This is a genomic window from Campylobacter sp. RM6914 (assembly GCF_004803835.1).
Classification (GTDB): Bacteria; Campylobacterota; Campylobacteria; order Campylobacterales; family Campylobacteraceae; genus Campylobacter_A; species Campylobacter_A californiensis.
In genome coordinates, this window is the sequence record NZ_CP012545.1 from 1,279,701 (window position 1) to 1,301,318 (window position 21,618).

31 protein-coding genes are annotated in these 21,618 nt (G+C 37.6%); 11 read left to right on the top strand and 20 right to left on the bottom strand.

What is annotated here, in order from left to right; translation table 11 throughout:
• Nucleotides 1-3: 3 nt before the first annotated feature.
• The 8 genes from CCAL_RS06630 to hemB form a co-directional block, all read right to left on the bottom strand.
• A complete protein-coding gene (locus CCAL_RS06630; protein WP_172285082.1) occupies nt 4-1,950 on the bottom strand; it encodes a bifunctional diguanylate cyclase/phosphodiesterase in 1,947 nt (648 codons plus the stop codon).
• Nucleotides 1,947-2,612 carry a transglutaminase-like cysteine peptidase gene (locus CCAL_RS06635; protein WP_169937755.1) on the bottom strand — a complete coding sequence of 222 codons (666 nt, stop codon included), beginning with the start codon at nt 2,610-2,612 and terminating at the stop codon, nt 1,947-1,949. Before CCAL_RS06635 ends, CCAL_RS06630 begins: the two co-directional genes overlap by 4 nt.
• 6 nt (nt 2,613-2,618) lie before the next feature.
• Nucleotides 2,619-4,331: a TolC family protein gene (locus tag CCAL_RS06640; RefSeq protein ID WP_170016747.1), complete on the bottom strand. Its 1,713-nt coding sequence runs from the start codon at nt 4,329-4,331 to the stop codon at nt 2,619-2,621.
• Nucleotides 4,332-4,409: 78 nt separating this feature from the next.
• Nucleotides 4,410-5,660 carry a (Fe-S)-binding protein gene (locus CCAL_RS06645; protein WP_170016745.1) on the bottom strand — a complete coding sequence of 417 codons (1,251 nt, stop codon included), beginning with the start codon at nt 5,658-5,660 and terminating at the stop codon, nt 4,410-4,412.
• The gene (gene hemN / locus CCAL_RS06650) at nt 5,660-7,021 is read right to left on the bottom strand and encodes an oxygen-independent coproporphyrinogen III oxidase (RefSeq protein ID WP_170016743.1); all 1,362 of its coding nucleotides are present in this window, start codon (nt 7,019-7,021) and stop codon (nt 5,660-5,662) included. Before hemN ends, CCAL_RS06645 begins: the two co-directional genes overlap by 1 nt.
• The gene (locus tag CCAL_RS06655) at nt 7,014-7,502 is read right to left on the bottom strand and encodes a DUF2603 domain-containing protein (RefSeq protein WP_169972243.1); all 489 of its coding nucleotides are present in this window, start codon (nt 7,500-7,502) and stop codon (nt 7,014-7,016) included. Before CCAL_RS06655 ends, hemN begins: the two co-directional genes overlap by 8 nt.
• Nucleotides 7,503-7,521: 19 nt before the next feature.
• On the bottom strand, nt 7,522-8,445 hold the full coding sequence (gene argF, locus CCAL_RS06660) for an ornithine carbamoyltransferase (protein ID WP_170016741.1): 924 nt from the start codon (nt 8,443-8,445) through the stop codon (nt 7,522-7,524).
• Complete coding sequence (gene hemB, locus CCAL_RS06665) at nt 8,446-9,423, bottom strand: porphobilinogen synthase (protein ID WP_170016739.1); 978 nt, start codon at nt 9,421-9,423, stop codon at nt 8,446-8,448.
• 66 nt (nt 9,424-9,489) lie between these two features.
• Here hemB and ribA point away from each other — a divergent pair, with 66 nt between their 5' ends.
• From ribA to htpX, 5 genes are read left to right on the top strand one after another with little or no spacing between them, the layout of a single operon-like run.
• Nucleotides 9,490-10,062: a GTP cyclohydrolase II gene (gene ribA / locus CCAL_RS06670; RefSeq protein ID WP_170016736.1), complete on the top strand. Its 573-nt coding sequence runs from the start codon at nt 9,490-9,492 to the stop codon at nt 10,060-10,062.
• A complete protein-coding gene (gene rsmG / locus CCAL_RS06675; RefSeq protein WP_170016734.1) occupies nt 10,052-10,606 on the top strand; it encodes a 16S rRNA (guanine(527)-N(7))-methyltransferase RsmG in 555 nt (184 codons plus the stop codon). The genes ribA and rsmG overlap by 11 nt, the downstream gene beginning before the upstream one ends.
• On the top strand, nt 10,600-10,803 hold the full coding sequence (locus tag CCAL_RS06680) for a PP0621 family protein (protein WP_170016732.1): 204 nt from the start codon (nt 10,600-10,602) through the stop codon (nt 10,801-10,803). Before rsmG ends, CCAL_RS06680 begins: the two co-directional genes overlap by 7 nt.
• The gene (locus CCAL_RS06685; protein WP_169937735.1) at nt 10,803-11,177 is read left to right on the top strand and encodes a hypothetical protein; all 375 of its coding nucleotides are present in this window, start codon (nt 10,803-10,805) and stop codon (nt 11,175-11,177) included. Before CCAL_RS06680 ends, CCAL_RS06685 begins: the two co-directional genes overlap by 1 nt.
• Nucleotides 11,164-12,054: a zinc metalloprotease HtpX gene (gene htpX, locus CCAL_RS06690; RefSeq protein ID WP_170016730.1), complete on the top strand. Its 891-nt coding sequence runs from the start codon at nt 11,164-11,166 to the stop codon at nt 12,052-12,054. The genes CCAL_RS06685 and htpX overlap by 14 nt, the downstream gene beginning before the upstream one ends.
• A gap of 2 nt (nt 12,055-12,056) precedes the next feature.
• On the opposite strand, the gene CCAL_RS06695 is transcribed toward htpX, so the two are convergent.
• From CCAL_RS06695 to CCAL_RS06715, 5 genes are read right to left on the bottom strand one after another with little or no spacing between them, the layout of a single operon-like run.
• Nucleotides 12,057-12,464, bottom strand: coding sequence for a hypothetical protein (locus CCAL_RS06695; protein ID WP_194239126.1), 408 nt, complete (start codon nt 12,462-12,464; stop codon nt 12,057-12,059).
• On the bottom strand, nt 12,455-12,889 hold the full coding sequence (locus tag CCAL_RS06700; RefSeq protein WP_170016728.1) for a hypothetical protein: 435 nt from the start codon (nt 12,887-12,889) through the stop codon (nt 12,455-12,457). Before CCAL_RS06700 ends, CCAL_RS06695 begins: the two co-directional genes overlap by 10 nt.
• Nucleotides 12,886-13,902: an alanine racemase gene (locus tag CCAL_RS06705; RefSeq protein WP_169972246.1), complete on the bottom strand. Its 1,017-nt coding sequence runs from the start codon at nt 13,900-13,902 to the stop codon at nt 12,886-12,888. The genes CCAL_RS06700 and CCAL_RS06705 overlap by 4 nt, the downstream gene beginning before the upstream one ends.
• Nucleotides 13,895-14,143: a CmeU family protein gene (gene cmeU / locus CCAL_RS06710; protein WP_169972247.1), complete on the bottom strand. Its 249-nt coding sequence runs from the start codon at nt 14,141-14,143 to the stop codon at nt 13,895-13,897. The genes CCAL_RS06705 and cmeU overlap by 8 nt, the downstream gene beginning before the upstream one ends.
• A 2-nt stretch (nt 14,144-14,145) precedes the next feature.
• A complete protein-coding gene (locus CCAL_RS06715) occupies nt 14,146-15,108 on the bottom strand; it encodes a L,D-transpeptidase family protein (protein ID WP_228026748.1) in 963 nt (320 codons plus the stop codon).
• A 154-nt stretch (nt 15,109-15,262) separates the two neighbouring features.
• Here CCAL_RS06715 and CCAL_RS06720 point away from each other — a divergent pair, with 154 nt between their 5' ends.
• The 6 genes from CCAL_RS06720 to CCAL_RS06745 all read left to right on the top strand — a co-directional run bounded on the left by CCAL_RS06720 (nt 15,263) and on the right by CCAL_RS06745 (nt 18,646).
• The gene (locus CCAL_RS06720) at nt 15,263-15,694 is read left to right on the top strand and encodes a copper chaperone PCu(A)C (protein WP_169972248.1); all 432 of its coding nucleotides are present in this window, start codon (nt 15,263-15,265) and stop codon (nt 15,692-15,694) included.
• Between the two features lie 49 nt (nt 15,695-15,743).
• Nucleotides 15,744-16,286: an SCO family protein gene (locus tag CCAL_RS06725; RefSeq protein WP_169937723.1), complete on the top strand. Its 543-nt coding sequence runs from the start codon at nt 15,744-15,746 to the stop codon at nt 16,284-16,286.
• A 5-nt stretch (nt 16,287-16,291) separates the two neighbouring features.
• Nucleotides 16,292-16,678, top strand: a complete 387-nt coding sequence (locus tag CCAL_RS06730) for a rhodanese-like domain-containing protein (RefSeq protein ID WP_169937721.1) — start codon at nt 16,292-16,294, stop codon at nt 16,676-16,678.
• A 71-nt stretch (nt 16,679-16,749) separates the two neighbouring features.
• A complete protein-coding gene (locus CCAL_RS06735) occupies nt 16,750-17,382 on the top strand; it encodes an NAD(P)H-dependent oxidoreductase (RefSeq protein WP_170016726.1) in 633 nt (210 codons plus the stop codon).
• A 474-nt stretch (nt 17,383-17,856) separates the two neighbouring features.
• A complete protein-coding gene (locus tag CCAL_RS06740) occupies nt 17,857-18,453 on the top strand; it encodes a hypothetical protein (protein ID WP_170017149.1) in 597 nt (198 codons plus the stop codon).
• 1 nt (nt 18,454) lies between these two features.
• Nucleotides 18,455-18,646 (top strand): hypothetical protein, encoded by a 192-nt coding sequence (locus CCAL_RS06745; protein ID WP_170017147.1) that lies wholly within the window; start codon nt 18,455-18,457, stop codon nt 18,644-18,646.
• Nucleotides 18,647-18,776: 130 nt separating this feature from the next.
• On the opposite strand, the gene CCAL_RS06750 is transcribed toward CCAL_RS06745, so the two are convergent.
• From CCAL_RS06750 to CCAL_RS06780, 7 genes are all read right to left on the bottom strand, one after another.
• Nucleotides 18,777-19,334, bottom strand: a complete 558-nt coding sequence (locus tag CCAL_RS06750) for a glycosyl hydrolase 108 family protein (protein WP_172285083.1) — start codon at nt 19,332-19,334, stop codon at nt 18,777-18,779.
• The gene (locus CCAL_RS06755) at nt 19,334-19,714 is read right to left on the bottom strand and encodes a phage holin family protein (protein ID WP_172285084.1); all 381 of its coding nucleotides are present in this window, start codon (nt 19,712-19,714) and stop codon (nt 19,334-19,336) included. The genes CCAL_RS06750 and CCAL_RS06755 overlap by 1 nt, the downstream gene beginning before the upstream one ends.
• Nucleotides 19,707-20,003, bottom strand: a complete 297-nt coding sequence (locus CCAL_RS06760; protein ID WP_236860481.1) for a hypothetical protein — start codon at nt 20,001-20,003, stop codon at nt 19,707-19,709. Before CCAL_RS06760 ends, CCAL_RS06755 begins: the two co-directional genes overlap by 8 nt.
• Entirely contained in the window at nt 19,996-20,391 is a 396-nt protein-coding gene (locus tag CCAL_RS06765; RefSeq protein WP_172285085.1) for a hypothetical protein, read from the bottom strand. The genes CCAL_RS06760 and CCAL_RS06765 overlap by 8 nt, the downstream gene beginning before the upstream one ends.
• Nucleotides 20,391-20,684, bottom strand: a complete 294-nt coding sequence (locus CCAL_RS06770) for a hypothetical protein (protein WP_172285086.1) — start codon at nt 20,682-20,684, stop codon at nt 20,391-20,393. Before CCAL_RS06770 ends, CCAL_RS06765 begins: the two co-directional genes overlap by 1 nt.
• A gap of 129 nt (nt 20,685-20,813) precedes the next feature.
• Nucleotides 20,814-21,146: a DUF1353 domain-containing protein gene (locus CCAL_RS06775; protein WP_172285087.1), complete on the bottom strand. Its 333-nt coding sequence runs from the start codon at nt 21,144-21,146 to the stop codon at nt 20,814-20,816.
• Nucleotides 21,139-21,615, bottom strand: coding sequence for a hypothetical protein (locus CCAL_RS06780; protein ID WP_172285088.1), 477 nt, complete (start codon nt 21,613-21,615; stop codon nt 21,139-21,141). The genes CCAL_RS06775 and CCAL_RS06780 overlap by 8 nt, the downstream gene beginning before the upstream one ends.
• Nucleotides 21,616-21,618 lie beyond the last annotated feature (3 nt).

Here is a 21,618-nt window from a genome sequence, read left to right on the forward strand (position 1 = left end):
GCACTATCCGATATTTTTAATCTCATCTATATAAAATCCTTGCATGTTTATAACGCCAAGCTCGATTAGCTTGTTTTTTTGCTCCTCGTTTTCAACGCCGATAGCAATTAATTTTATGCCTTTTGAACTCATTATAACTTCAAGCGAACGTCTTGTTTGCTCACTGCCGTTTTCGCTAAAGAAGTCTATGATGTTGCCTGCTTGAATTTTAACATAATCCGGGCTTAAAATTTTTAATTTCTCTATACTTTTTGCATCAAGCCCAAAATGGTCAAAGCCAAAGCCAAAGCCAAGCTCTTTTAATTTCTGCGTTAATCTAACAATGCTTTGTATACTCATATCGTCTTTATTTGGAATTTCTATATAGTTTTTAAATTTAGAATTTGCACTTATCCTTTTAAGAGCCGTCTCAAGCCTAATAAAACTATTTTGTGAAGTTAAAATTTCTTTACCTAAATTTATAGCCAGCGAGCCGTTTGGTAAAATTTTATTTGGTAAAATTTCAGCTATTCTATTTAATATATGAAGATCAAGCGTCGCACTTAAGTCAAGCTCCTTAACCATCGGCATAAAGTAGCTCGCCGACTGCCATTTGCCCTCATCATCAACAAGACGTAAATAAAGTTCGTATTGTTCAAATCCATTTTCATCACCCACTTTTTGAGAAGCAAATTTAAATTTATCGTTTTTCATGGATTTTGATATTAGATCGCGGTATTTTTCCTTGCCTATAATTAGCGCTGCACTATCATCTTTGAAAATTTTGTATTTGAAATTTCCAAGCTCTTTTGCATCTGCAAGAGTTATGTCTGCCGTAGTTAGGATGGTCTTTAGCCCAGAATTTGGCTTAAATTCAACTATCGCGGCATTTACTAAAAGCTCGTTTTGATCTATATCAAAATTCTCACTCTCTTTTTTAATCTCTTTCATGATACTTTCAATCAAAGTAGCAACACCGCTTGAAGTTACCGCGGGCATTAAAAGCGTAAAGTCATCATCGTTTAACCGTGCTGCAACACCGCTATATTTGCTATCTTCAAGCTCAGTTTCTAAGATATTTGCTATCTTGATAACAAAACTTTGCCATTTTTCAAAACCTAAATTCTTCTTCAAATTTGCAAGCTCTTTAAAGCTCAAAAGCACCATAGATCCGCTTGAATACTCCTCACTTGCGATGTATTCGTTAAATTTAGTCTGAAAATAACGTCTATTATACATGCCACTAAGAGCATCTTTATAAAGGAGTTCTTGGTATCTATCAAGTGTTTTTGCCTCTTGCTCAAATATATCTTGCACCTTTGCAACCATGGAGTTCATAGCCAAAACCATTTGACGAAGATCGGTGGTAAAAGGAATTTTATCTTGGATCAAAAATTTATTATCAAGTATGGCCTCGGCTTGATTTCGCACCTTAACAAGGGGTCTAAATATCGTTTTAAGCCCAAAGTAAGTCGCACAAATAGCCAAAACCATCATTGCCAGCAAAAAGCCAAACATCTCTTTCATATTGTTATAAAGCTCATAGTATGCAAGTCCTGCACTGCTTTGAACATAAAGCGTGCCAAATTTCGTCCAACCAGTCATTATCTCACTGCTTTCGATAGGAGCCGTAAATTTGGTTAAATTTAAAAACCACTCCGGAACACTGACGACTTGTATATCTTGCGCTCGCTCGATCAAAATTTCATCATCCACGCCTTTTAGTGTGATATTTTGATAATACCCACTATCAAACATGGAATTTATCATAGTCTCCGCCATAGACATATCGTTAGGATCTATAACAGGCTTTAGCGCAAGTCCTAGCGAATTTGCAGTATGTCTTGCATTTGCTCCAAGTTGGTCTGCTATGTAGGTATTTAGACTTTTAAAATTTAAATACCCAACCGCGCCAAATATCACGAAACTAAACAGTGTCGTAGCTATTATTATCTGTTTAAAAAGTGTCATAGTCCCTCTTTTTTCATTTTGTCTATTAATTCCATCCATTTTGGATTTTGCTTTTTGTTTCCACCAGGAACAACCTGCCCAAGCCCCTCTTGTTTTGCAAGGTAAAGCGAATCACCATTAAAACTATAGACCGGAGCTAGGTCTGTTCTTTGTGTTGCTATTTTGATATTACCGTTGATATTATCTAAGATAAGCGGCACCGACTTTGGTGTCTCATAATAAGAAAGCACCATGTGTGCTTGGTTAAATTTAAGAGCTTTAACATAGGTAAAATAAAGCTTACTCGTAGGAACACCAAGCTGTTTTAGAGTAAAATACTTTGCCGTAACAAAGTCCTCACAATCCCCGGCCCCTTTGCCTAAAAATTCCATCCTAGTAGCCCAATAATCCTTTTTGCCCCAAACTTCCATATCATTAGCCCATCTTAAAGAGTTAAAAAATTCATTTACTTTTTTTAATTTTTCTTGCTCGGATTCGTTTTTGAGTGAATTCATTAAGGCATTTAGCGCTACAACTCGTCTTTTGGCATTTTCGCCATATATCTTAGAAACATTAGCTATAGTTGTTGACTGGATAAATTCGCCTATGGCGCTAACGCAAAATAGTAAGGCAAGAGCTGCTAAAAACGCTCTTGCTAAAGAATTTTTTACCTTTTTAGGCATAAATTTTTACTTTAAATCATTTTGGATACTGCAAGCACCTTGAATATATCTTTTAGCAAATCCCGGCTCAAAGCTATCAGCTAGCAAACCCATATTATCAAGAAGTCTGTATTTTGCATAGATTAAAGCCGTTTCGGTATTGATAATCTCTTTTAACGCAGTGTTATACTCACTCTCTGCATCAAGTAAATTTATAAGATCACGACGACCTATCTTAAATTCGTCCTGATATGCGTCAAGCGTTGCCTTTGCATATTCGACGTGTTGAGCAAGATACGACATCTTTTTTTGCTCGAGTTCATAGCTTTGCCATGAAAACTTAAGCGACTCTCTAAGCTCTCTTGTTAGGGTTTCAAGGGCTTGCTGCTCTTGTCTAACAGCCAGCTGACTCTTTTCTTTGTCTAGCTTATCATTTCCTTTATTATAAAGGTTATAGTTAAACCTCACAAGCGCATTTACGCTTTGATCTTCGTAGTTATTATATAACACATCAGTATGATCATACCCGCCAGATACCACAAGATCTACTTTTGGTAAAAACGGTGCATTTTTTTCTTTCACCACAGACTCCGCCATCGCAACATTTGATCTTTGAACCAAAAGAGATGGGTTGCATAGTAAAGCTCTATCATAGACCGCCTGCTCGTTGGTCGGTAGAGGTATATTAAATTCAGGCTCGATTAAATTTTGAGCAAAAAGCTTTTTACCGTATAATCTCTCAAAAGTAGAAACTGCATCTTCATAATTGTTTGCCGCAGAAATATAATTTGACTGCGCCAAGGTATACCTAGATCCTGCTTGGCGCTCTTCTGAAGCTATACCGTATCCAGACTGTGCCCTATCTTTTATCTGTGAGTAAATTTCTTCGTGATTTTTAACATTTAAGTCTTCTATGTCTAAAATTTTCTTAGTTTTTATAACTTCAACATAAGCATTTACCATCTCAAGAGCAAGTCTGTCGGCTCTTTGTGCCACGCTATAAGCAGCAGAGTCAAGACGCGCGCTTTGAGAATTTATCCTATTTTTATCGGCTCCGCCATTGTATAAATTTTCAACTAAAGTAAGTGTTGCGCTTGAAATTCTACCGTTGCCGGTTCTTGTGTTCGTATCATTATCCAAGCGTCTTCTTTCATGCCCAACCGAAGCTTGAGCATCAAGCGTTGGATAGTAGGCGTTTTTGGCGATATTTAGATCTTTACCAACTTGAAGGTAGTTATACTCCGTCTCTTTTAAGCTTGGATTTTCACTAAGAACGGTTTTTATAACTTCATTTAGCGTTACTGCACTATTTTTATCAGTGCCATTTGTTTGTGTTGAGGCAAAATTTGATTGACTAGTTTGAACCAAAAAGCTCTCTTTAGCTTTCTTGGTATCAGCGATATCGGTTTTGCTTAAATTTGTAAAATTTTCACTTTTGATCTTCATGTAAGCGTCGCTATAGCCAGGTGTCGCTCTTAGGTTTTTTAGTATATTATCTGCTTCAAAGGCCGAGATTGCAGAAGTATCGACGTAAAGAAATTCCCTGCCATTTTCAGCATAACTGCCAAAACTAAGTCTTTCGTCTTGTGAAATTATATCTTTTATATTTTGTTTTACGTTAGTTAGCTTAGTCTCGTTTTCAGACTGGGTAAACGCACCTAAAAACACCCTATACGTTAGGTCTTTAGCGGAAGAAATCGTAGCCGCAACTATCATTCCTACGATAAATATCTTTTTCATAGAAATTTCCTTTTTTCTAAAAATTTATAGGCATTTTATATACGAAAATGCCCAATTATACATAAATTTGTTTGAATTTTACAAATTCGCCGCGATCAGATCTATCGGATTTTCAAATTTAACATTTGAGCCGTGTATGTGAAGCGCATTTGAAATTTGCATCTTACAAGCACTGCACTCGGCGCTTACAAATTTCACATTAGTATCATTTACCATTGCGGCTTTTCTTTGTCCTGCCGCACGACTTAGATGATACTTCTCCGCTTGCATCGTCACTCCGCCAAATCCACAACACTCATTTGGATCGCTCATCTCTACTATATCGTAATTTTGCGCTAAAAGTTTACGAGGCTCTTTATAAACTCCTTGCATTTTTCTAGCATGACAAGCATCATGATACGTCACACTCTCTAATCTTTTGCCTTTGCTTGCCAGAATTTGCGCCAAATTTGTCTCTTTCTCAAGATACTCGGTGGCTAGGAAAATTTTCTTACTTATCTCTTTGGCTCTCTCTCGCCACTCGTCATTATCGTGGAAAAAATGCTCGTAATCAACCTTAACCATCGCAGAACAGGTCGCTTCAGGGATAATGATAGCATCTATCTTATCTCTCAGGCTTTCAAAATACTCAATATTTCGCTTAGCCAAAACCTCAACCGTCGCAAAATCACCCGTAAAATACGCCGGTGCGCCACAACAAGCTTGCTTTTTCATCAAATGCACGTTTAGTTTTAGCTCGCGAGCTATTTTTAGCAAGCTCTCACCAATGCTTGTGTATGCGTAGTTTCCCATGCAGCCGATAAATATTCCTATAGTCTTTTCGCCGCCATTATCTATAAATTCCTCATGCGAATTTAAAAAGCTCTTGCCTTTAGCGGTCGGAAATAGCCTCTCTTTTTTTACCATCGGCAGGCTAAAGCGTGGCGTCATCGTGCTCTCTTTTATCTTAAACGCACAGCTTTGAAAGACATAGCCCATTTTAGCGCAAAAGTCCATTATCTTGCGGTAGCGAAGCAGCCAAAAAAACGCCTTTTTATACCAAGCTATGCCGTATTTATTTGCTAGATCTTTTCTGACATTTTCTATCGCCGTATCCACGCGCAAGGAATTTGGGCAGACATCTACGCAGTTGGTGCATAAAAAACAGCTCTCAAATATATTTTTTGCATTTTTATCAAGGTTGAGTTCACCTCGCTCGTAAGCGCCTAAAAGATCCAAAAAACCCCTTGGGCTCGTTACCTCATCGCTATTTATATTGTGGATAGTGCAAACCTGTATGCACTTGCCGCATTTTACACATTTGTCTGAAATTTCACTAAATTTAAACATCATATCGTCTTTGAAAAGCTATTTTTACTATCTTTAAATTTTATCATATATTCATCAAAACACATAGCGATATTGCGGATTATGAGTGTGCCGGTCTCGTTTACGCTGATCTTATCGGGCGTAACGCTAACAAATTCACTCAAATTCTCAAGCTCTTTTAGCTCCCCATTAAAGTGATCAAAAAAGTCTATCTTAAACTCCGCTTCAACCGCTTTTATATCAAGCGCGAAGTTACTCATCAGGCTCATTACAACAGCCTTTCTAAGCAGGTCTTCATCGTTTAGATAAACACCCTTTGCGTAAGGTAAAATTCCGCTATCAAGGGCCTTTTCGTATTCGTCCATATCTTTATAATTTTGCGCGTAGTAGCGCTTGCCCTCACCTATACTGGTTAGTCCTATACCGATAAGATCGGCTCCTCCCTTTGTCGTATAGCCTTGGAAATTTCTATGCAAAGTCCCGTTTGCAAGCGCGCCAAAAAGCTCGTCATTTGGCTTTGCAAAGTGATCCATGCCTATCATTTTATAGCCGTTTTTGATAAAAAACTCGGCCGTGTATTTTAAAATTTCAAGTTTGGTTTTTGGGCTTGGGAGCGTAGCTTCATCAAATTTACGCATTGACTTTTTGATCCACGGCACATGAGCGTAGTTAAACACCGCCAGCCTATCAGGACTTAGTGTCAAAGCCTTATCAAGCGTAGTTTTAAAGCTCTCAAGTGTTTGATAAGGAAGTCCATAAATAAGATCCATATTGATTGAGTTTATACCTTTTGCGCGTGCCATGTCTACAGCATTTTTAGTGATCTCATAAGGCTGTATCCTATGAATTTCCTTTTGCACTTTCTCATCAAAGTCTTGCACGCCGTAGCTTATACGGTTAAACCCATGCGAAACAAGCACATCAAGTTGCTCATCGGTTAAAAATCTAGGATCTATCTCGCAGCTAATCTCCGCCTCACTCATAAAATTTGGAAATTTAGCTTTTATAAGACGGATTATTTTATCAAGTTGTTCAGCATTGTAAAAAGTAGGAGTACCGCCGCCAAAATGCATCTGAAGCACAGGCGCATTTGTGTCAAGATGACGTGATAAAAGCTCAAGCTCTTTTGCCAGATACTCGATATATCGCTCTTTTTTATCCTCTTTACTTGTATAAATTACATTGCAACCGCAAAAATAACAGGCGCTTCTACAAAACGGAAGGTGCAAATAAAGCGAAAGAGGTCTTGATTTATCGCGATTTTCAAGCTCGTTTATATATGCTTTATAGTCAAATTTATCACTAAACTCAAGCGCAGTCGGATAGCTTGTATATCTTGGCCCAGGGCGTGAATACTTTACATATGCGTCAAAATCAATCATTAAATTTACTCCTAGCTGCTTTCATCATCTCGCTCATATCGACAAATAAATTCGGATGATCTTTTTTTATGTTTTTTACTAATTTCTCAATATCAACACTAAAATTTTTCTCATTTTTCTTCGTTGCTATGCGTTTTATCTCATCCATAGCCACAACCCAAACATCACTAAAATCAATCGGAACATTCTGCCAAATCGTCTTTTCAAGCTTTAGATCAAAATTTTCTTTTTGCAGTTTACGAAAGGCTTCGATCATCTGCGAAAGGGATTTTATCGAAACCATCGTGTGTAAATTTTGGTTTTCATCGATACCAAACCAAGGCTCAACACCATCCCAAGAGCCACTTTTTAAATTTAAAGCACGCTCGTTTGGATTATCAGTCGGCACTATCTCAAATATCGTTCTCTCATCCTCGTTAATACCAAGTGAGCTGCTAATCTCGTTGATTTTAGCCAGTGGATTTTTATTTTTTTCACTCATTATTTTCTCATTTCAAATTTTATCTATGCTTATCAAGCCAAACCATTACACCCTTTTGCGCGTGCAGTCTATTTTCCGCCTCGGCAAAAATTTCGTCCGCATGCGCCTCAAAAACCTCTTCGCTCACTTCATATCCGCGGTAAGCAGGTAAGCAGTGCAAAAATATAGCTTTTTTATCGGCTAATTTCATTAGCTCACTATCCACACAAAAGCCCGCAAATTCTTTTATGCGTTTTTCCTTTTCCGCCTCTTGTCCCATTGAGACCCAAGTATCGGTAGTAACGACATTTGCGCCGCTTATCACCTCTTTTATATCATTTGTGATAATAATTTTAGCACCTGAAATTTTAGCGTTTTCTTGCGCCATTGCTAAAATTTTAGCATCCGCTTCGTAGCCCTTTGGCGTGGCGACTCTAAGCTCAAAGCCAAGCTTGCTAGCTAACATCAGCCACGAGTGAGTCATATTATTTCCGTCTCCCACATATGCGGCCTTTATCTCTTCTACTTTTAGTCCGCACTCGATCATCGTTAGCATATCGGCCATTAGTTGCACGGGATGAAATTTATCACTAAGTCCGTTTATCACAGGGATCTTACTAAATTTCGCAAATTCCACCAACGTCTCGTGGCGATTAACGCGAAGCATCGCCATATCGCACATTCCGCTTATTACGCGTGCCGTGTCTTTTATCGGCTCACCGCGTCCGATTTGGATATCATTTGAGCTTAGAAACATCGCATGCCCGCCAAGCTGATACATCCCCACATCAAAGCTCACCCTAGTCCTAGTAGAGCTTTTCTCAAATATCATAGCTAGGCTTTGCTCTTTTAGATAAGGCTTATAGTTTTTGTCTTTAGCCTCTTTTTTTATCTCGATGGCTAAATTTAAAATTTCAATAATTTCCTCTTTACTAAAGTCGTTTAACGTTAAAAAATGTCTCACTTAAAGTCCTTTTCTTAAAATTTGGGCAGCCTCTTTGGCGTGGTAGCTTATGATCAGATCTGCACCCGCCCTTTTAAAGCCAAGCAAGGTCTCCATCATCACTCTTTCATAATCGATCACACCAGCTTTTGCTCCAGCTTTTAAAAGAGCATATTCGCCACTTACGTTATACGCACAAACGGGAAGTCTTGTAGCATCTCTTAGCTCACGAATGATGTCTAAGTAGGCAAGTGCGGGTTTTACCATGAGTATATCGGCTCCTTGCGCCTCATCTTCTAAGCTCTCATTTACTGCTTCTAGGCGGTTTGCAGCGTCCATTTGATAGCTTCTTCTATCGCCAAAGCTTGGCGCGCTCTCTGCTACGTCACGAAACGGTCCGTAATACGCTGAAGCAAATTTGGTCGAATACGCCATAATAGGCAGATTTTCATAGCCGTTTTCATCAAGCGCTTCTCTAAGCGTCGTGATAATGCCGTCCATCATGCCGCTAGGTGCTATCATATCAGCTCCGTTTTTAGCATGTATAAGCGCTTGCTTGGCTGAAATTTCAAGCGTAGCGTCATTATCAACAGTCTTATGAACATGATCTAAAATGCCACAATGTCCGTGATCTGTGTATTCACAAAAGCAAAGGTCGGTTACGACGACAAGGTGTGGAAATTTATCCTTGATCGCACGAAGCGCTGTGGCGATAATGCCATCATTACTTAATGCGTCAGAACCGATACTGTCTTTTAAATTTGGAATTCCAAACAAGATAATAGACTTTATGCCCAAATTTACGATAACTTCGCACTCTTTTAAAATTTCATCTAAACTCATCTGAAAGACGCCCGGCATAGAGTTTATCTCTTTTTTTATCCCCTTGCCTTCCACCACAAAAAGCGGATATATAAAGTCGCTTGCACTAAGCGAATTTTCACGAACCATGTCCCTTATTGCAGGGTTTATCCTAAGTCTTCTAAAGCGTTTAAACATAATTTTGCCTTTTATCTGCTAAAATATTTCATTTTATAAGTGTATCATAGTTGGAGTAAATTTAATATGAAAATCGAGATTTCAAACATTGCCAACCTGCCCTCAAGATTTGGTAAATACAAAATTAAAGCTTTTAAAGAGGGATTTAAAGAGCATTTAGCGATCTACAAAGAGCCTTTTGGCGATGTAACAAATGTGCGTATCCACTCAGAGTGTCTAACAGGAGATGCGATAGGAAGCCTAAAATGCGACTGTCGCGATCAACTTGAGGCGAGTTTAAAATTTATAGAAGAACATAGCGGTATGGTTATCTATCTTCGTCAAGAAGGTCGTAATATAGGGCTTTTAAACAAAATAAACGCTTACGCACTTCAAGACAAAGGGCTTGATACGATAGAGGCAAACCACCAACTTGGCTTTAAAGCCGACGAGCGAACATATGAGATAGTTGATTTTATCTTAAAACATTTTGGTATAACAAAGATAAATTTACTCACAAACAACCCACTTAAACTAATGGGGTTAAAGTGTGTAGAAGTCATAGCAAGAGTGCCGATCGTAATAGAGCCAAACGAATTTAACGAGGGTTATTTGCGTGTTAAAAAAGAGCAAATGGGACATATTTTAGATGAAAAATAGCTTGGTTTTGTCACCTGAATTTAAAGATAAAACAGTTAAATTTGCCGAAATTTTAGCCAAATTTAACCGCATACACAGCCTTACAAACTACAAAAATATAGACGAGCAAATTCTTGACAGCATAGCTCCGATAGAAATTTTTGACATAAAAGATGCTAAAGTAGCCATCGATGTCGGTAGTGGCGCCGGCTTTCCTGCGATATTTTTAGCAATGATAATGAACGAATGCGAGTGGCATTTGTTTGAGCCAAACGCTAAAAAATCATCCTTTCTAAGTTACGCAAAAGTTGCTCTAAATTTACAAAATCTCACGGTTCACAGCCAAAAGATCGAAAATTCTAATAAATTTCATGCAGACCTTATAACATCAAGAGCCTTGATGAAAACACCCCAGTTGATCAAAATATGCAATGGCTTTTATGATAAAAGCACAAAATTTCTGCTTTATAAGGGATCGAGCGTAAACGAAGAACTAGGCGATATAAAGGCTGAAATTTATAATAACAAAAACAGAAATTACATTTTAATGGAAAATATATGCTAGGAAAAATCATAACTTTAATCATCGTATTTGCGGTAATTTATCTCGTATTTTTTAAAATGCTACGCAAAAAAGACAGTGGGAATAAAGAAATAGAAAATTTCGTAGAATGCGACAAATGCAGCACTTTCGTCGACATGAAAAGTGCTGTTTTAAGCAATGGCAGATATGTCTGTCGTGATTGCATAAAGGCTAAATAATGCAACTTATCGGACATGAGCTAGTGGAATTTGAACCGCTATTTTGGACGCAAAGCACAAACGAGATGTCAAAAGATAGGCTAAATTTGTTTGAGTTTGATAAAGATCTCATAAAATTTGCAAAGCAACATCAAATGAACTTCGCCACCGTCTGCATAGACACCAAACAAGCTATCATAGCAAACGCTTGTGGCGCAAAATTTATACTTTGCCATAAATTAATCGCAAAAAATTTGTCAGATCTAGCACAATTTTATCTTTTTGACGCAAAAATAGCCTGCGTAATAACTCATGAGCACGAGCTTGAAGAGCTTGCTAAATTTGGCGTTGATGTTGCGATATTTCAGAAAGGGGTCGTAGGTGGAAATTTTTAAAACCTGTTTTTTAATGGTAGGGCTTGTGCTTCTTTTTATGTTTGTAGGAGCATGGATCGGTGGCGAACAAGGCATGATAATGGCATTTTTAGTGGCGCTTGGCATGAACTTTTTTAGCTACTTTTTTAGCGACAAGTTGGTATTAAAGCGCTATAACGCCATTGAAGTAGACGAAAACAGCGCGCATGGACTTTATGCCATCGTTAAAAGACTTTGCCAAAAAACAAGCATGCCAATGCCTCGCATTTACATCATACCCGAGCAAATGCCAAACGCCTTTGCCACAGGAAGAAACCCAAGCCACGCAGCCGTAGCGGCAACGGAAGGGCTTTTAAATTTATTAGACGAAAACGAAGTGGAAGCGGTTTTAGCTCACGAGCTAAGCCATGTACGCCACTACGACATCCTAACCGGAACGATCGCCGCAGTTATTGCAGGGGCGATCGCCATGCTTGCAAATTTTACTCAATTTGGCGCGATGAATAGAGAAAATTCACAGCGCAACAATGCTCTTATGATGATCATCATCGCGGTTGTGATGCCACTAGCAGCTAGCGTAATACAAATGGCTATCTCAAGAGAAAGGGAGTATAAAGCCGACAAAGGTGCAGCGCTAATGACTGGACACCCGGAGTGGCTAGCAAGCGCACTAAACAAGCTTGAAAACTACTCGCGCTCATATGCTATACAAAACGCCTCACCGCAAAGCGCACATATGTTTATCGTAAATCCATTTGGCTCATTTAAAGACAAATTCAGCGGTCTTTTTAGGACTCATCCAAGTACAAGCGATAGGATAGTAAGGCTAAACGAGCTAGCTCAGCAACTAAGCACAAGTCATAGAAATCACGGGGCAAGCGGCTTTTTTAGAAGATAAATTTATTGATTTTGCAGCAAAAGACAGTCAGCCTTTTTAATGCTATACTCAAACAAAAGCTTGCCAGTCTCAAAATAAAAAACATGTTCCATAATAATGTCTTGGTCAAGCATATCAAGAGCTTTTTTATCGGAGCAAATTTGAGTCAAGTTCATTTTTCTTGTTTCGCTTGCGTATTTTTCAAGCTCTTCTTTGTTAAATTTTGAGACCCAAGTCTTTTTTGTGTCATTAACAGCATATCTATAAAGCAAGACATCAGCGATATTTAAAAGGTCGTTTAAAACGATGTTTGAATTACATCTAAGCGGAAGAGCCTTTTTATATGCTTTGGCATAAATTTCAGCAGCTTCGTGGCTTGTTTGAGAGAGGACAAAATTTAAAATCACACATAGTAAAAAAACTACTCGCAACTGCTCTTATCCACCGATATATCAAAAAGATGTTTGTTGTTTAGCGTATAGCTACCATTTAGTTTTATACCTCTTTTTAGCATGACTTTTGCAATACTTGTAGCACAAATCGCACTTTTGCCGTTTTGATAGAATTCATTTTTAAGCCGTGCCACCTGTGCTTTTTTTAAATTTGAAATCTTTCTATTTGCGGTATCGTTTAATTTAAAATTTGCATTGACGTTTAAACCATCAATATCAAGCGAGTCTATCACAACCATCTCATCAACTCTGTATGGTAAATTTTGACCTGCTAGTTGTTTTATAAATTTTGGAATTTCTTCCGTTTTTAGACTTGATAAAATTTGTTCATAAATTTTAAGCTCGTTTGCGTTATTTGCAAAAGCCACCACTCCCAAGCAAATGGCAAAAAGAGCTTTTTTCATGATTGCCATTTTCTATCTATAAACGGCGAGAGCTTTGTTAAAACATCATAATTTATCGTATTAAAAAACTGCGCCCACACATTTGCATCATCAAACACACAAACCATCTCACCGCAATTTTCACAGCTAAAGCTATCCATCGACATCTTGCCAAGAAGCCGTTTGCCGTTTGCTAGCGTTAGATCTCCATCTCCCGTATATCGCAAAAGCCCGTCGCCATATCCAAGGTCATATGTAGCTATATTTATGTCGCTTGTAGCGCAAAATTTAGCCCCATATCCTACGCATTGACCGGCTTTTAGCACTCTTTGACTAATGCGCTGTGCCCACAGACTAAGAACGGGTTGCAAATTTAGACTATCGTTAAACTGCGCGTATCCATGCTGAGCGATACCTACACGAACCATATCATCGCTCATATCGCTAAATCTTTCAACTCCGGCTGAGTTATGAGAGTGAAATATCGGTTTTAAAAGTCTAAATTTATCACAAAAGGCGAGAATTTTCACCTTCGCCTCACTAAATTTTTGCTTTTGCACAAAATAATCCGCATTCATCTCGTCACTAGCCCTAAAGTGCGTGTAAGCACCCTCAAGCTTTAAATTTTTACTTAAAATAACATCAAAAGCACTATCAAGCTCATCTATACAAAGCCCGTTTCTATGCATGATCGTATCAATCGCAAGATGAATTCTAGTGCCGTCTTTGACGCTATTTAAAGCATAAATATCATTTATACCGTATATGAAATTTTGACTTTCGTTTTTATTTGGTATGTGAGAAAGGATCAAAATTTTATCAAAAAACTCACCTATCTCATGCGCCTCTTTTTCGTTTTTTACGGCACAAAATTTTATACCAAATTCCTTTGCAACAGGAGCTATAAGCAAAGCCCCGTGCCCATATGCGTTATCCTTTAAAACCAAGATAACGCGCTCTTTACCGCCCGCTTTATTGCAAATTTGTGTTAGATTATGTGTATAGGCGGATTTATTTAGACGAATTTCAGACATTAAATTTCACATCATAAGCGCTATATACGTCTGGTAGTAGCTTTCTAACAGCGTAGTCATACGCATAAAATTTGGCATAAATTTCTTTTAAATTTACATCTTTTGCTTTATCAAAATCAAAAACATCAGTATCACCCTTTTTAGGCACATTTGCATCTAATAACTCAAAAAATTGCGCTCTTGCGGCAAAAATTTTTTCTATCTTTTCCTTAACTTGTGCTTGTTTTGACTCTTCTTGCACGCTTACTCCTCTATTAAAATTTTCATATCGTCGCCGTAAAGTTTCACGTAAAGTGTTTTTTGTCCTTGAAATTTATATGTCGGCGTAGAGTAGTCCTCAAAAAAGCTTACTCTAAAAATATTCTCATTTTTTAAATTCGGATAAGGTGTGATGATAAGGTTCGAAAAAGCTATATTTTTACTCTCTTTTCTGGCAAATATCGCTCTTTTCATGCTTTGAAATTTATCCAAACTCATACCGTCGTATCTTGCGAAATTTTTATCGTAAAATTTTAGATAATTTTCTATATCGCTCTCACTCCATGTCTTTTTCCATCTAAAGAGCTTTGAAATAATAACAGCGATTTGCTCGGCACTTGCATTTGGCTTAGCATCTTCGTAAATTAACGCCAAAGAGCGCTTGTAATCGATGATTTTGTCGTATTGCATTAAAGTATCGTTCTCCATGGCGACACAGCCTTTTGTTTTAAGCTCATCAGTCCTCTCGCCATCAAGCGGATAACCATGTATCCATATGCCTCCGCCGTTTCTTTTTGCAAGTTTATCAAGTAAATTTGGGTAAGAAAGAGAAAATGCAAGCGGTCCAAGATATCTATCGCTAGGCACAAATCTTCTTGTTAGCTGATACACGCCAATCGGCGTCTTAAGGTCGCCCTCTATAAGCTTTTCACCGCTTTTGCCAACTATAACGCTAGTATCAAAAGTCTTCTTTAAAACACCGTCCGAGTAAGTAAATACGCTTAGTTTTTTATCTGTTTTATCAACCACCGTAAGCAAAATATCATTGTCATAGTAACCGTATTTTACGTCCTTGCCATCAAGCTTTTTAAGCCAATACTCTTTGCTTAAGATATTTTTTTCTATCTCTTTTATGACAGCTGAAATTCCATTTTTTAGGTAAATTTCTTCGTAGTTTTGAGCCCAAGCGGCCACCATGAAAGACACAAGTAATAAAAGCTTTTTCAATCTAACCCCATTAAAGTAAAAATTTAAAGCGTAATTATAGCCTAAAAATTTCACTTTTAAGCGTTAAATTTCACTTTTTAAGCTAAGCACTATATAATAAAACTTGCGTATAATGACATAAAATACAAAAAAATAATTTCACAAGGAGTTAGTTATGAAAAAATTTCTACTTGTTTGCCTTTTGTCGGGCGGTTTTTGTGCGAGTCTCTTAGCAGCTGATATTAGCGTTGAAAATTTAAGAGCTCGTCCTTCAAATATCGGTGCAAGCAATAGTGCGATATTTATGGACATAAAAAACAGTTCAAACGCCGATGTAAAACTAGTCGCTGTTAAATCAAGCATATGCAAAAGCACTGAGCTACACACACATAAACTGGTTGATGGCATGAAAATGATGACAAAGATAGACGACATAAATGTTCCCAAAGAAGGCATGGCAAAACTAGCTCCGGGCGGACTTCACGTTATGCTTATAGGGCTTGATAAACCGCTTGTTGACGGTGATATAGTTGATCTTGAAATGAGCTTTGATAACGGAGAAATACTAAATTTTAACGATATAAAAGTCATAAACAACTTCAGATAAACGCAGCTTGCGTTATTTAACCACATTTATGCAAATTTAGGAGTGTGTAATGAAAAAAATATTTGCTTTTTTGGTTTTTGTGCTAATAATCGGTGGAGCTGCTCTTTTGCTTCTAAAACCGTCAAAATACGACTTTAAGGCGTATTCTCCAAGCGGAGAAGTTAGCTTGCAATCATTTGAAGGAAAATATAAAGCGATATATTTTGGCTATCTTTTTTGTCCAGATGTTTGTCCTACTACGCTTTCACTGGTAGGCGATGTGCTAACTAAGCTAGATAGAAATGACTTTGAGCTAATCTTCATAACGCTTGATCCAAAGCGAGATAAGCCAGAAGACCTAACAATGATGGCTAAAAATTTCTATAAAGATGCAACTGGTCTAAAGCTACTTGACATTGACAAAGTAACGGCGAATTATGGAGTTAAATTTAAAGAAATTCCTATGCCAAATTCGGAAATGTTTTATACCGTAGCACACAGTTCATCGATATATCTAATCGACAAAAATGGTAAATTTTACTCTGAAATTTCAAATCTAACCACAGAAAATATCAAAGAAAACATCTTAAATCTTATCAAAGAAAGACCGTAATCAAAATGATAAAAATACATAAATTTCTTCTTACAACACTATGCGCTACGACTATGTTTGCTGAAGTTGCGACCATAGATGCAACACCAAAAAACATATCTGAATTTAAACAGATCATAGACATTAGGACACCTCCAGAATGGCACAATACGGGTGTAATAAAAGGCGCAAAACTTATTACTATGACAAATGACAAAGAGGGCTTTTTGATGTCATTAAAGGCAGCCGGCATAGACACAAAAGAGCCAATCGCGCTTATTTGCAGAAGTGGCGCAAGAAGTAGAGCTTTTGCAGAGTTTATAAATGATGATAACTTAAAGATCATAAACCTACATGGAGGCATGAGTTCACTCATAGCAAAAGGCTATCAAACCGTTTCGCCCAATCAATAAATATAAATTTTATGTAAAATATTTAAATTTAAATCGTATCATATCGTATAAATTTTTAAAGGAGAAAAAAGATGAAAAACTATCTTGACATTATAAATTTTCGCCATGCATGCAAAATTTTTGACGACACAAAAAAGATTAAAAGCGAAGATTTTGATTTTATTTTAGAAGCGGGTCGTGTAAGTCCAAGCTCGACAGGACTTGAGCAATGGGACTTTGTGGTGGTGCAAAACCCGGCACTTAGAGAAAAGATACGCAAGGTATCATGGGATCAACCGCAAATCACCACTTGCTCGCACTTGGTTATCATTTTAGCTAAAATTTCAGACATCAAAAGCGATAGCAAATACGTAGCTGATATGATAAACAGACGTCCTGATAAAACACCTCAAGAGCATGAAGCTAGAGTGAATTTTTACAAAAATTTCATCACAGAGAATTTTAAAGACGATGATGAGTTGTTGTTTCAGTGGTCACACGAGCAGTGCATGTATCCTGCGATAAATATGATGAATGCCGCAGCATCTCTTGGCATAGACAGCTGCCCGATAGAGGGTTTTGAGCGTGAAGAGGTTGGCAAGCTTTTAAATATCGATCCCAAAAAACACCGCGTAGCCATAGCTATACCGTTTGGATACCGCCTAAACAAACAGCCTGTTAAATATCGCAGAACGATGGACGACGTTGTTACTTGGATAAATTAATCTACTTAACGAGCCAAATTTCGGCTCGTTAAAAATCTTCAAAAATTTACTTTTTAAAAATTCAAACAATCATTAAAATAAGAACATAGCAAAAATAAATAAAACCGTATCAAAATGAAAGTTATTAAAAGTTATTAAAATGTGTTTAAATAGTCCAAATGGTGGAAGCGAGGGCTACCATATTATGTCCATATAATAACGTTATATAAGGATTTTAATAATACAAAATATAAAAAAGTCCGTTAATAAGTCCGTTAAAATAATTTTGCCCGCTTTATGGGATCGAATTTGCGGGATCGAACTTAGCCGCTAGATTATTTCTTTATCCCAACCATTTTCCCCGCTTGGCGAAAATGGTTTTTTCTAAAAAAATAATCAAAAAACTATAATTAAAGTGTAGTGTATTACCTTTTTTAAGTTTTTTATAAGTAATAATGCGTTATTATTCTCTTATCAAAACAAAAGGATAATAAAATGATACAGTATTTATTAAGCGCGGCAAGAGAGCACAACAAGGAGCTTAGCGAGAAAGAATTTATAACAAACGGCTTATACCGCGAGAGCTTAGAACAAATTGAAAAAGAACTTGAGCCGTTTATATTTGACGGCGAAGCTTGCGACAACCTTGCAGAGGGCTTCGTGAAATTTAAAGAGCTACTAGAACAAATCGAAAAAAAATCAGGCGGTGCGTTTGCGCTACTTGCTGCCGAAACTCTTTTGATGACCCCGCCTTTTGGTCTTGTGGCAACTAATGATAACTTGTTTTTCGAAATGGATAATTTTTATAGTGATCTTTGCTATGCCTCTACTGAGGCAGCAAGTGGCGGTCGAAACATCGCGGAAGCCAGAGAAAGTTTAGGAATTCCACAAGTAAAAGAGTTTCGAACAAATCTTATCTACGCCGGAAACCCGCAAAAGGGTCAAGTGTTTATTTGTGAGCTTGTTGTTGAAATCAAAAGCACAGGGGCAGTTTTCGGCTTACCATTGATAGATGTAAGGTTTAAAACGAAAACACTAAGAAAGATGGTCGGCGAAACAATGGTTGATGTAGTCGATAATGTAGAGATTTAAAATGGCTGGAGAAACAAAAATCAAAAAAGCCACCCTAAAAGAGGTAGCTGACTTCCTAGAGCGCCCATACGAAACCGTGAAGCGCTGGGATAAAAAGAAAAAGGTGGCGCTCCAATACGGAGTGCCTATTATAAAAGAGATAAGAGAAAATTCAGAAAAAAAAGAATACAATTCAAACACGGCTAGCATTTAATTTTTGCCCGCTGGGCTTTGAAACCATTATCTTAGAATTTTTAACCTTTTAGGTTTCGAAATTATTAATTTGATATTCAGGTTTTAATAGCTAGCCGTTTTACCCTATGGGTCTTGGGGGCTTAACGCCCCTACACCGCTTCCGCTCTAGTTCTCCAGCCATTGGCGTATATTTTCAAATTTTGTTTCTTTTCTATCAGCCTATTGTAATAGGTTATCTCGGACTTGTCATACTCTTTGTCAAATTTCACTTCGTCATAGCGATTTATCGCTGATATACTCGCCTCGCTCATATTGCCGTCATCCACTACGCCAACAACTCTTTGAGCGGTTTTAATTGCCGTTCTTATTCCGACATTAACTCCAAACGCGAATATCTCGTCCGCCTTTTTTTGGGAGTTAATATCATCGCCTTTTATCTTATCCCAGAAATTCACTCTGTAAAATTTAACTACCAAGTCTTGCAAAAAATCGTTTTGCATAAGGACTTTAGAGGCAGATTTTAAATCACCTTTTTTTACGTCTATCATAGTATGTACCATGCCCCACCCAGCCCAATTTGGGTGTGCCTTTTCATAAATGCCCATAAAGGTTAAGCCCTTTTCGGTTGGGTTTTGATGAAGTGCATTACTAGGATTATTAAACTCTAAGTCTAGTAGTATTTCGTATGATTGTTTAAAATTTGCCATTAAAAATTGTCCTTTTCATCTAAATTTCTTGGTATTGGTGGCACTTCATTGCCATATCCATACCCACGATAATCATCTTGCGGTTTATTAATTCTTGATTTTATGGCTTTATCTACCATCTCATTAGCCCAGTTTGCACCACGCCAAGCAAAAAAGCCACCAACTGCTACACTTATGCGATCAACTTGTGTAAAGTAAAATGTTGCTTCGTAAGCTAAGTAGCATAAAAACATCGAGCCAGCTATACCAGTGATGATATTTAATGCGTTGTGAGCATTTGACTTTTTAGGGTCTGCAAGATTTAAAAGCCCACCGATAAAACCCATTACAACCACCCAAAAAAATGGCTTATTTGTTAAATCCTCTAAAAATTTATTCATCGCCTACGCACCCTCTTAGCAAGGCTTCAACCTGTGCGTAGTATCTTGCTAGCTCTTTTGCACTTTGTAAGTTGTTTTGGTTATATGCTGGTTTAGCTGGTAGCTTTGCTTCACATTTTATCGGCACATAAACATCTTGAAATTTTGTCTGTGTGATGATTTGTGGCTTACTACTAGCACAACCACCGATTAATACAATCACTAAACATAGCAAGATTATAAAAGCTATCTTACGCACCTTTTGGCGTGTTTTATAAAGCTTGTATCTTAAAATTTGTGCTTCACTCATCGCCAAGCTCTTTAAAAAGATTTTCATAAAATTTTAGTTTGCTTTCGCATTTTGCATTATGTGCTGGTGTTTGTATGCGCTCATATTTACGCTCTAACTTAACTTGTAGCTTTTGTGCTTGCTTTTTTAGCATATCATTATCAAGGCTTATGGCTTTTAGCTTTGTATTTGTAAGTGTTATTCTACTTTCACACTCATTTAAATTTGCGTTTGATATTTGTAAGTTTGCCTCTTTGCTAACTAGGTTTAAACTAAGTTGTGAGTTTTGCTCTTTTAAGCTTTTTATCTCGTTATTTAGTTTTAAATTTACTAACCAAAGACCAAGCAACACACCAAGCAAACCACCAACTACTACAAGCCAAAATTTGTTATTTAGTAAAAAGTTCATTATTCTACCTTTTCATACGTCGCTTCAAATATGTCCGGCTTGCAAGGATAGATTTCACCTTTAACGCCTTTTATAATATAATCGCCGTTATCGGCGTGCATTACGCCTTCTAGGGTATGTATATCCGCCATTATTAGATGACTTGTATCTTCAAAAGGGCTCTCTGTCTCGTAGTCTTGGGGCAACAATGTTATTAGCTCGTTTTTATTGCGTGCCTCGATAGCCCAATCAGGGAAGTTATCCACGCCTAGTTTAAAAGCTTCGATTACAACCGGTTTCTTTTTGTATTTCATTTTTTGCTCCTTGTCTTATTTTATAATAACCACCACACTAACCCTACCGCACAAGCACCTATGACAACTCCGCCTAATATGCAATATACGATAAGACATTTAATTACATCATCGAAGTTTGGAACCATCTTACCCTCCATATCTTAACTTATGCCACGCACGGCACGCTAGGTAAAAGCACCATACTTTGATTTTAGAGCAGCCAAGCTCGGTCATCATCTCACGCAAAACTTCGTCCGCCTCTTTGTACCTTTCTTTGTCGCACAGGTAGTCATGCACCACTATCGCCGAAAGATATTCGGGGCTATTTGGTGGAAATACACTCCAAAAGATACGTGGTACATTTGCGCCGTTTGTCTTGTATGCTGCTGGAACTACGATATTGCCGTACTCGTATGACTCGACTAGCTCAAACCTATCTTTTGAGAAAGGTTTGAGTATGGGTCTTTTGATTTCATTCATTGCTTGCTCCTTGTTCGTTAGACGGTTCTATTTGTGTAGAAGCTTCGGGAAGCTCGAGACGCGGCATATCGCTCATCGCTCTTGCGATATTTTCTTCGCTTATCTCTAGCTCACCTTTTTGCACCTTTTCAAGAATTCCGTAGCAGTATGTATAGACGTTCGAACGCCACTTGAAAAAGGCTACTCCCTCATCGTAGAAAGGATTTGGCATAGCCGCATAGCTTGCGGCGGTTGCTATGTTGTCGTATCCTTTTTCGTGTGCTTTTTGATTTAGAAGAGCGTCTACGTCCGAAAGGAACTTAGCTTTTACTTCCTCAAGTGTCGGCTCTTTTGGTTTGTTTAGCTCTTCGAGTTCTTTTTGAGTGAGTTTTTTTAGCCCTAGTTCTTTTATCTTTGAGTTTAGAAATTCACTGCTTACATCATCGTCATAAGCGTAGATTTCATTGTTTTTGTTTTTGTAGTGTTTCATTGT

Excerpts from the sequence above, each read along its gene's own strand:
- rsmG (WP_170016734.1), top strand. The coding sequence starts at position 10,052 with ATGAAAAATAGCTTGGTTTTGTCACCTGAATTTAAAGATAAAACAGTT.
- CCAL_RS06640 (WP_170016747.1), bottom strand. The coding sequence starts at position 4,331 with ATGAAAAAGATATTTATCGTAGGAATGATAGTTGCGGCTACGATTTCT.
- CCAL_RS06750 (WP_172285083.1), bottom strand. The coding sequence starts at position 19,334 with ATGGCAAATTTTAAACAATCATACGAAATACTACTAGACTTAGAGTTT.
- CCAL_RS06730 (WP_169937721.1), top strand. The coding sequence starts at position 16,292 with ATGATAAAAATACATAAATTTCTTCTTACAACACTATGCGCTACGACT.
- CCAL_RS06645 (WP_170016745.1), bottom strand. The coding sequence starts at position 5,660 with ATGTTTAAATTTAGTGAAATTTCAGACAAATGTGTAAAATGCGGCAAG.
- CCAL_RS06685 (WP_169937735.1), top strand. The coding sequence starts at position 10,803 with ATGCAACTTATCGGACATGAGCTAGTGGAATTTGAACCGCTATTTTGG.
- CCAL_RS06735 (WP_170016726.1), top strand. The coding sequence starts at position 16,750 with ATGAAAAACTATCTTGACATTATAAATTTTCGCCATGCATGCAAAATT.
- CCAL_RS06705 (WP_169972246.1), bottom strand. The coding sequence starts at position 13,902 with ATGTCTGAAATTCGTCTAAATAAATCCGCCTATACACATAATCTAACA.
- CCAL_RS06745 (WP_170017147.1), top strand. The coding sequence starts at position 18,455 with ATGGCTGGAGAAACAAAAATCAAAAAAGCCACCCTAAAAGAGGTAGCT.
- CCAL_RS06680 (WP_170016732.1), top strand. The coding sequence starts at position 10,600 with ATGCTAGGAAAAATCATAACTTTAATCATCGTATTTGCGGTAATTTAT.
- hemB (WP_170016739.1), bottom strand. The coding sequence starts at position 9,423 with ATGTTTAAACGCTTTAGAAGACTTAGGATAAACCCTGCAATAAGGGAC.
- CCAL_RS06765 (WP_172285085.1), bottom strand. The coding sequence starts at position 20,391 with ATGAACTTTTTACTAAATAACAAATTTTGGCTTGTAGTAGTTGGTGGT.
- hemN (WP_170016743.1), bottom strand. The coding sequence starts at position 7,021 with ATGATTGATTTTGACGCATATGTAAAGTATTCACGCCCTGGGCCAAGA.
- CCAL_RS06780 (WP_172285088.1), bottom strand. The coding sequence starts at position 21,615 with ATGAAACACTACAAAAACAAAAACAATGAAATCTACGCTTATGACGAT.
- CCAL_RS06655 (WP_169972243.1), bottom strand. The coding sequence starts at position 7,502 with ATGAGTGAAAAAAATAAAAATCCACTGGCTAAAATCAACGAGATTAGC.
- CCAL_RS06720 (WP_169972248.1), top strand. The coding sequence starts at position 15,263 with ATGAAAAAATTTCTACTTGTTTGCCTTTTGTCGGGCGGTTTTTGTGCG.
- CCAL_RS06635 (WP_169937755.1), bottom strand. The coding sequence starts at position 2,612 with ATGCCTAAAAAGGTAAAAAATTCTTTAGCAAGAGCGTTTTTAGCAGCT.
- ribA (WP_170016736.1), top strand. The coding sequence starts at position 9,490 with ATGAAAATCGAGATTTCAAACATTGCCAACCTGCCCTCAAGATTTGGT.
- CCAL_RS06725 (WP_169937723.1), top strand. The coding sequence starts at position 15,744 with ATGAAAAAAATATTTGCTTTTTTGGTTTTTGTGCTAATAATCGGTGGA.
- CCAL_RS06630 (WP_172285082.1), bottom strand. The coding sequence starts at position 1,950 with ATGACACTTTTTAAACAGATAATAATAGCTACGACACTGTTTAGTTTC.
- CCAL_RS06760 (WP_236860481.1), bottom strand. The coding sequence starts at position 20,003 with ATGAGTGAAGCACAAATTTTAAGATACAAGCTTTATAAAACACGCCAA.
- CCAL_RS06775 (WP_172285087.1), bottom strand. The coding sequence starts at position 21,146 with ATGAATGAAATCAAAAGACCCATACTCAAACCTTTCTCAAAAGATAGG.
- CCAL_RS06755 (WP_172285084.1), bottom strand. The coding sequence starts at position 19,714 with ATGAATAAATTTTTAGAGGATTTAACAAATAAGCCATTTTTTTGGGTG.
- CCAL_RS06700 (WP_170016728.1), bottom strand. The coding sequence starts at position 12,889 with ATGAAAAAAGCTCTTTTTGCCATTTGCTTGGGAGTGGTGGCTTTTGCA.
- CCAL_RS06770 (WP_172285086.1), bottom strand. The coding sequence starts at position 20,684 with ATGAAATACAAAAAGAAACCGGTTGTAATCGAAGCTTTTAAACTAGGC.
- CCAL_RS06740 (WP_170017149.1), top strand. The coding sequence starts at position 17,857 with ATGATACAGTATTTATTAAGCGCGGCAAGAGAGCACAACAAGGAGCTT.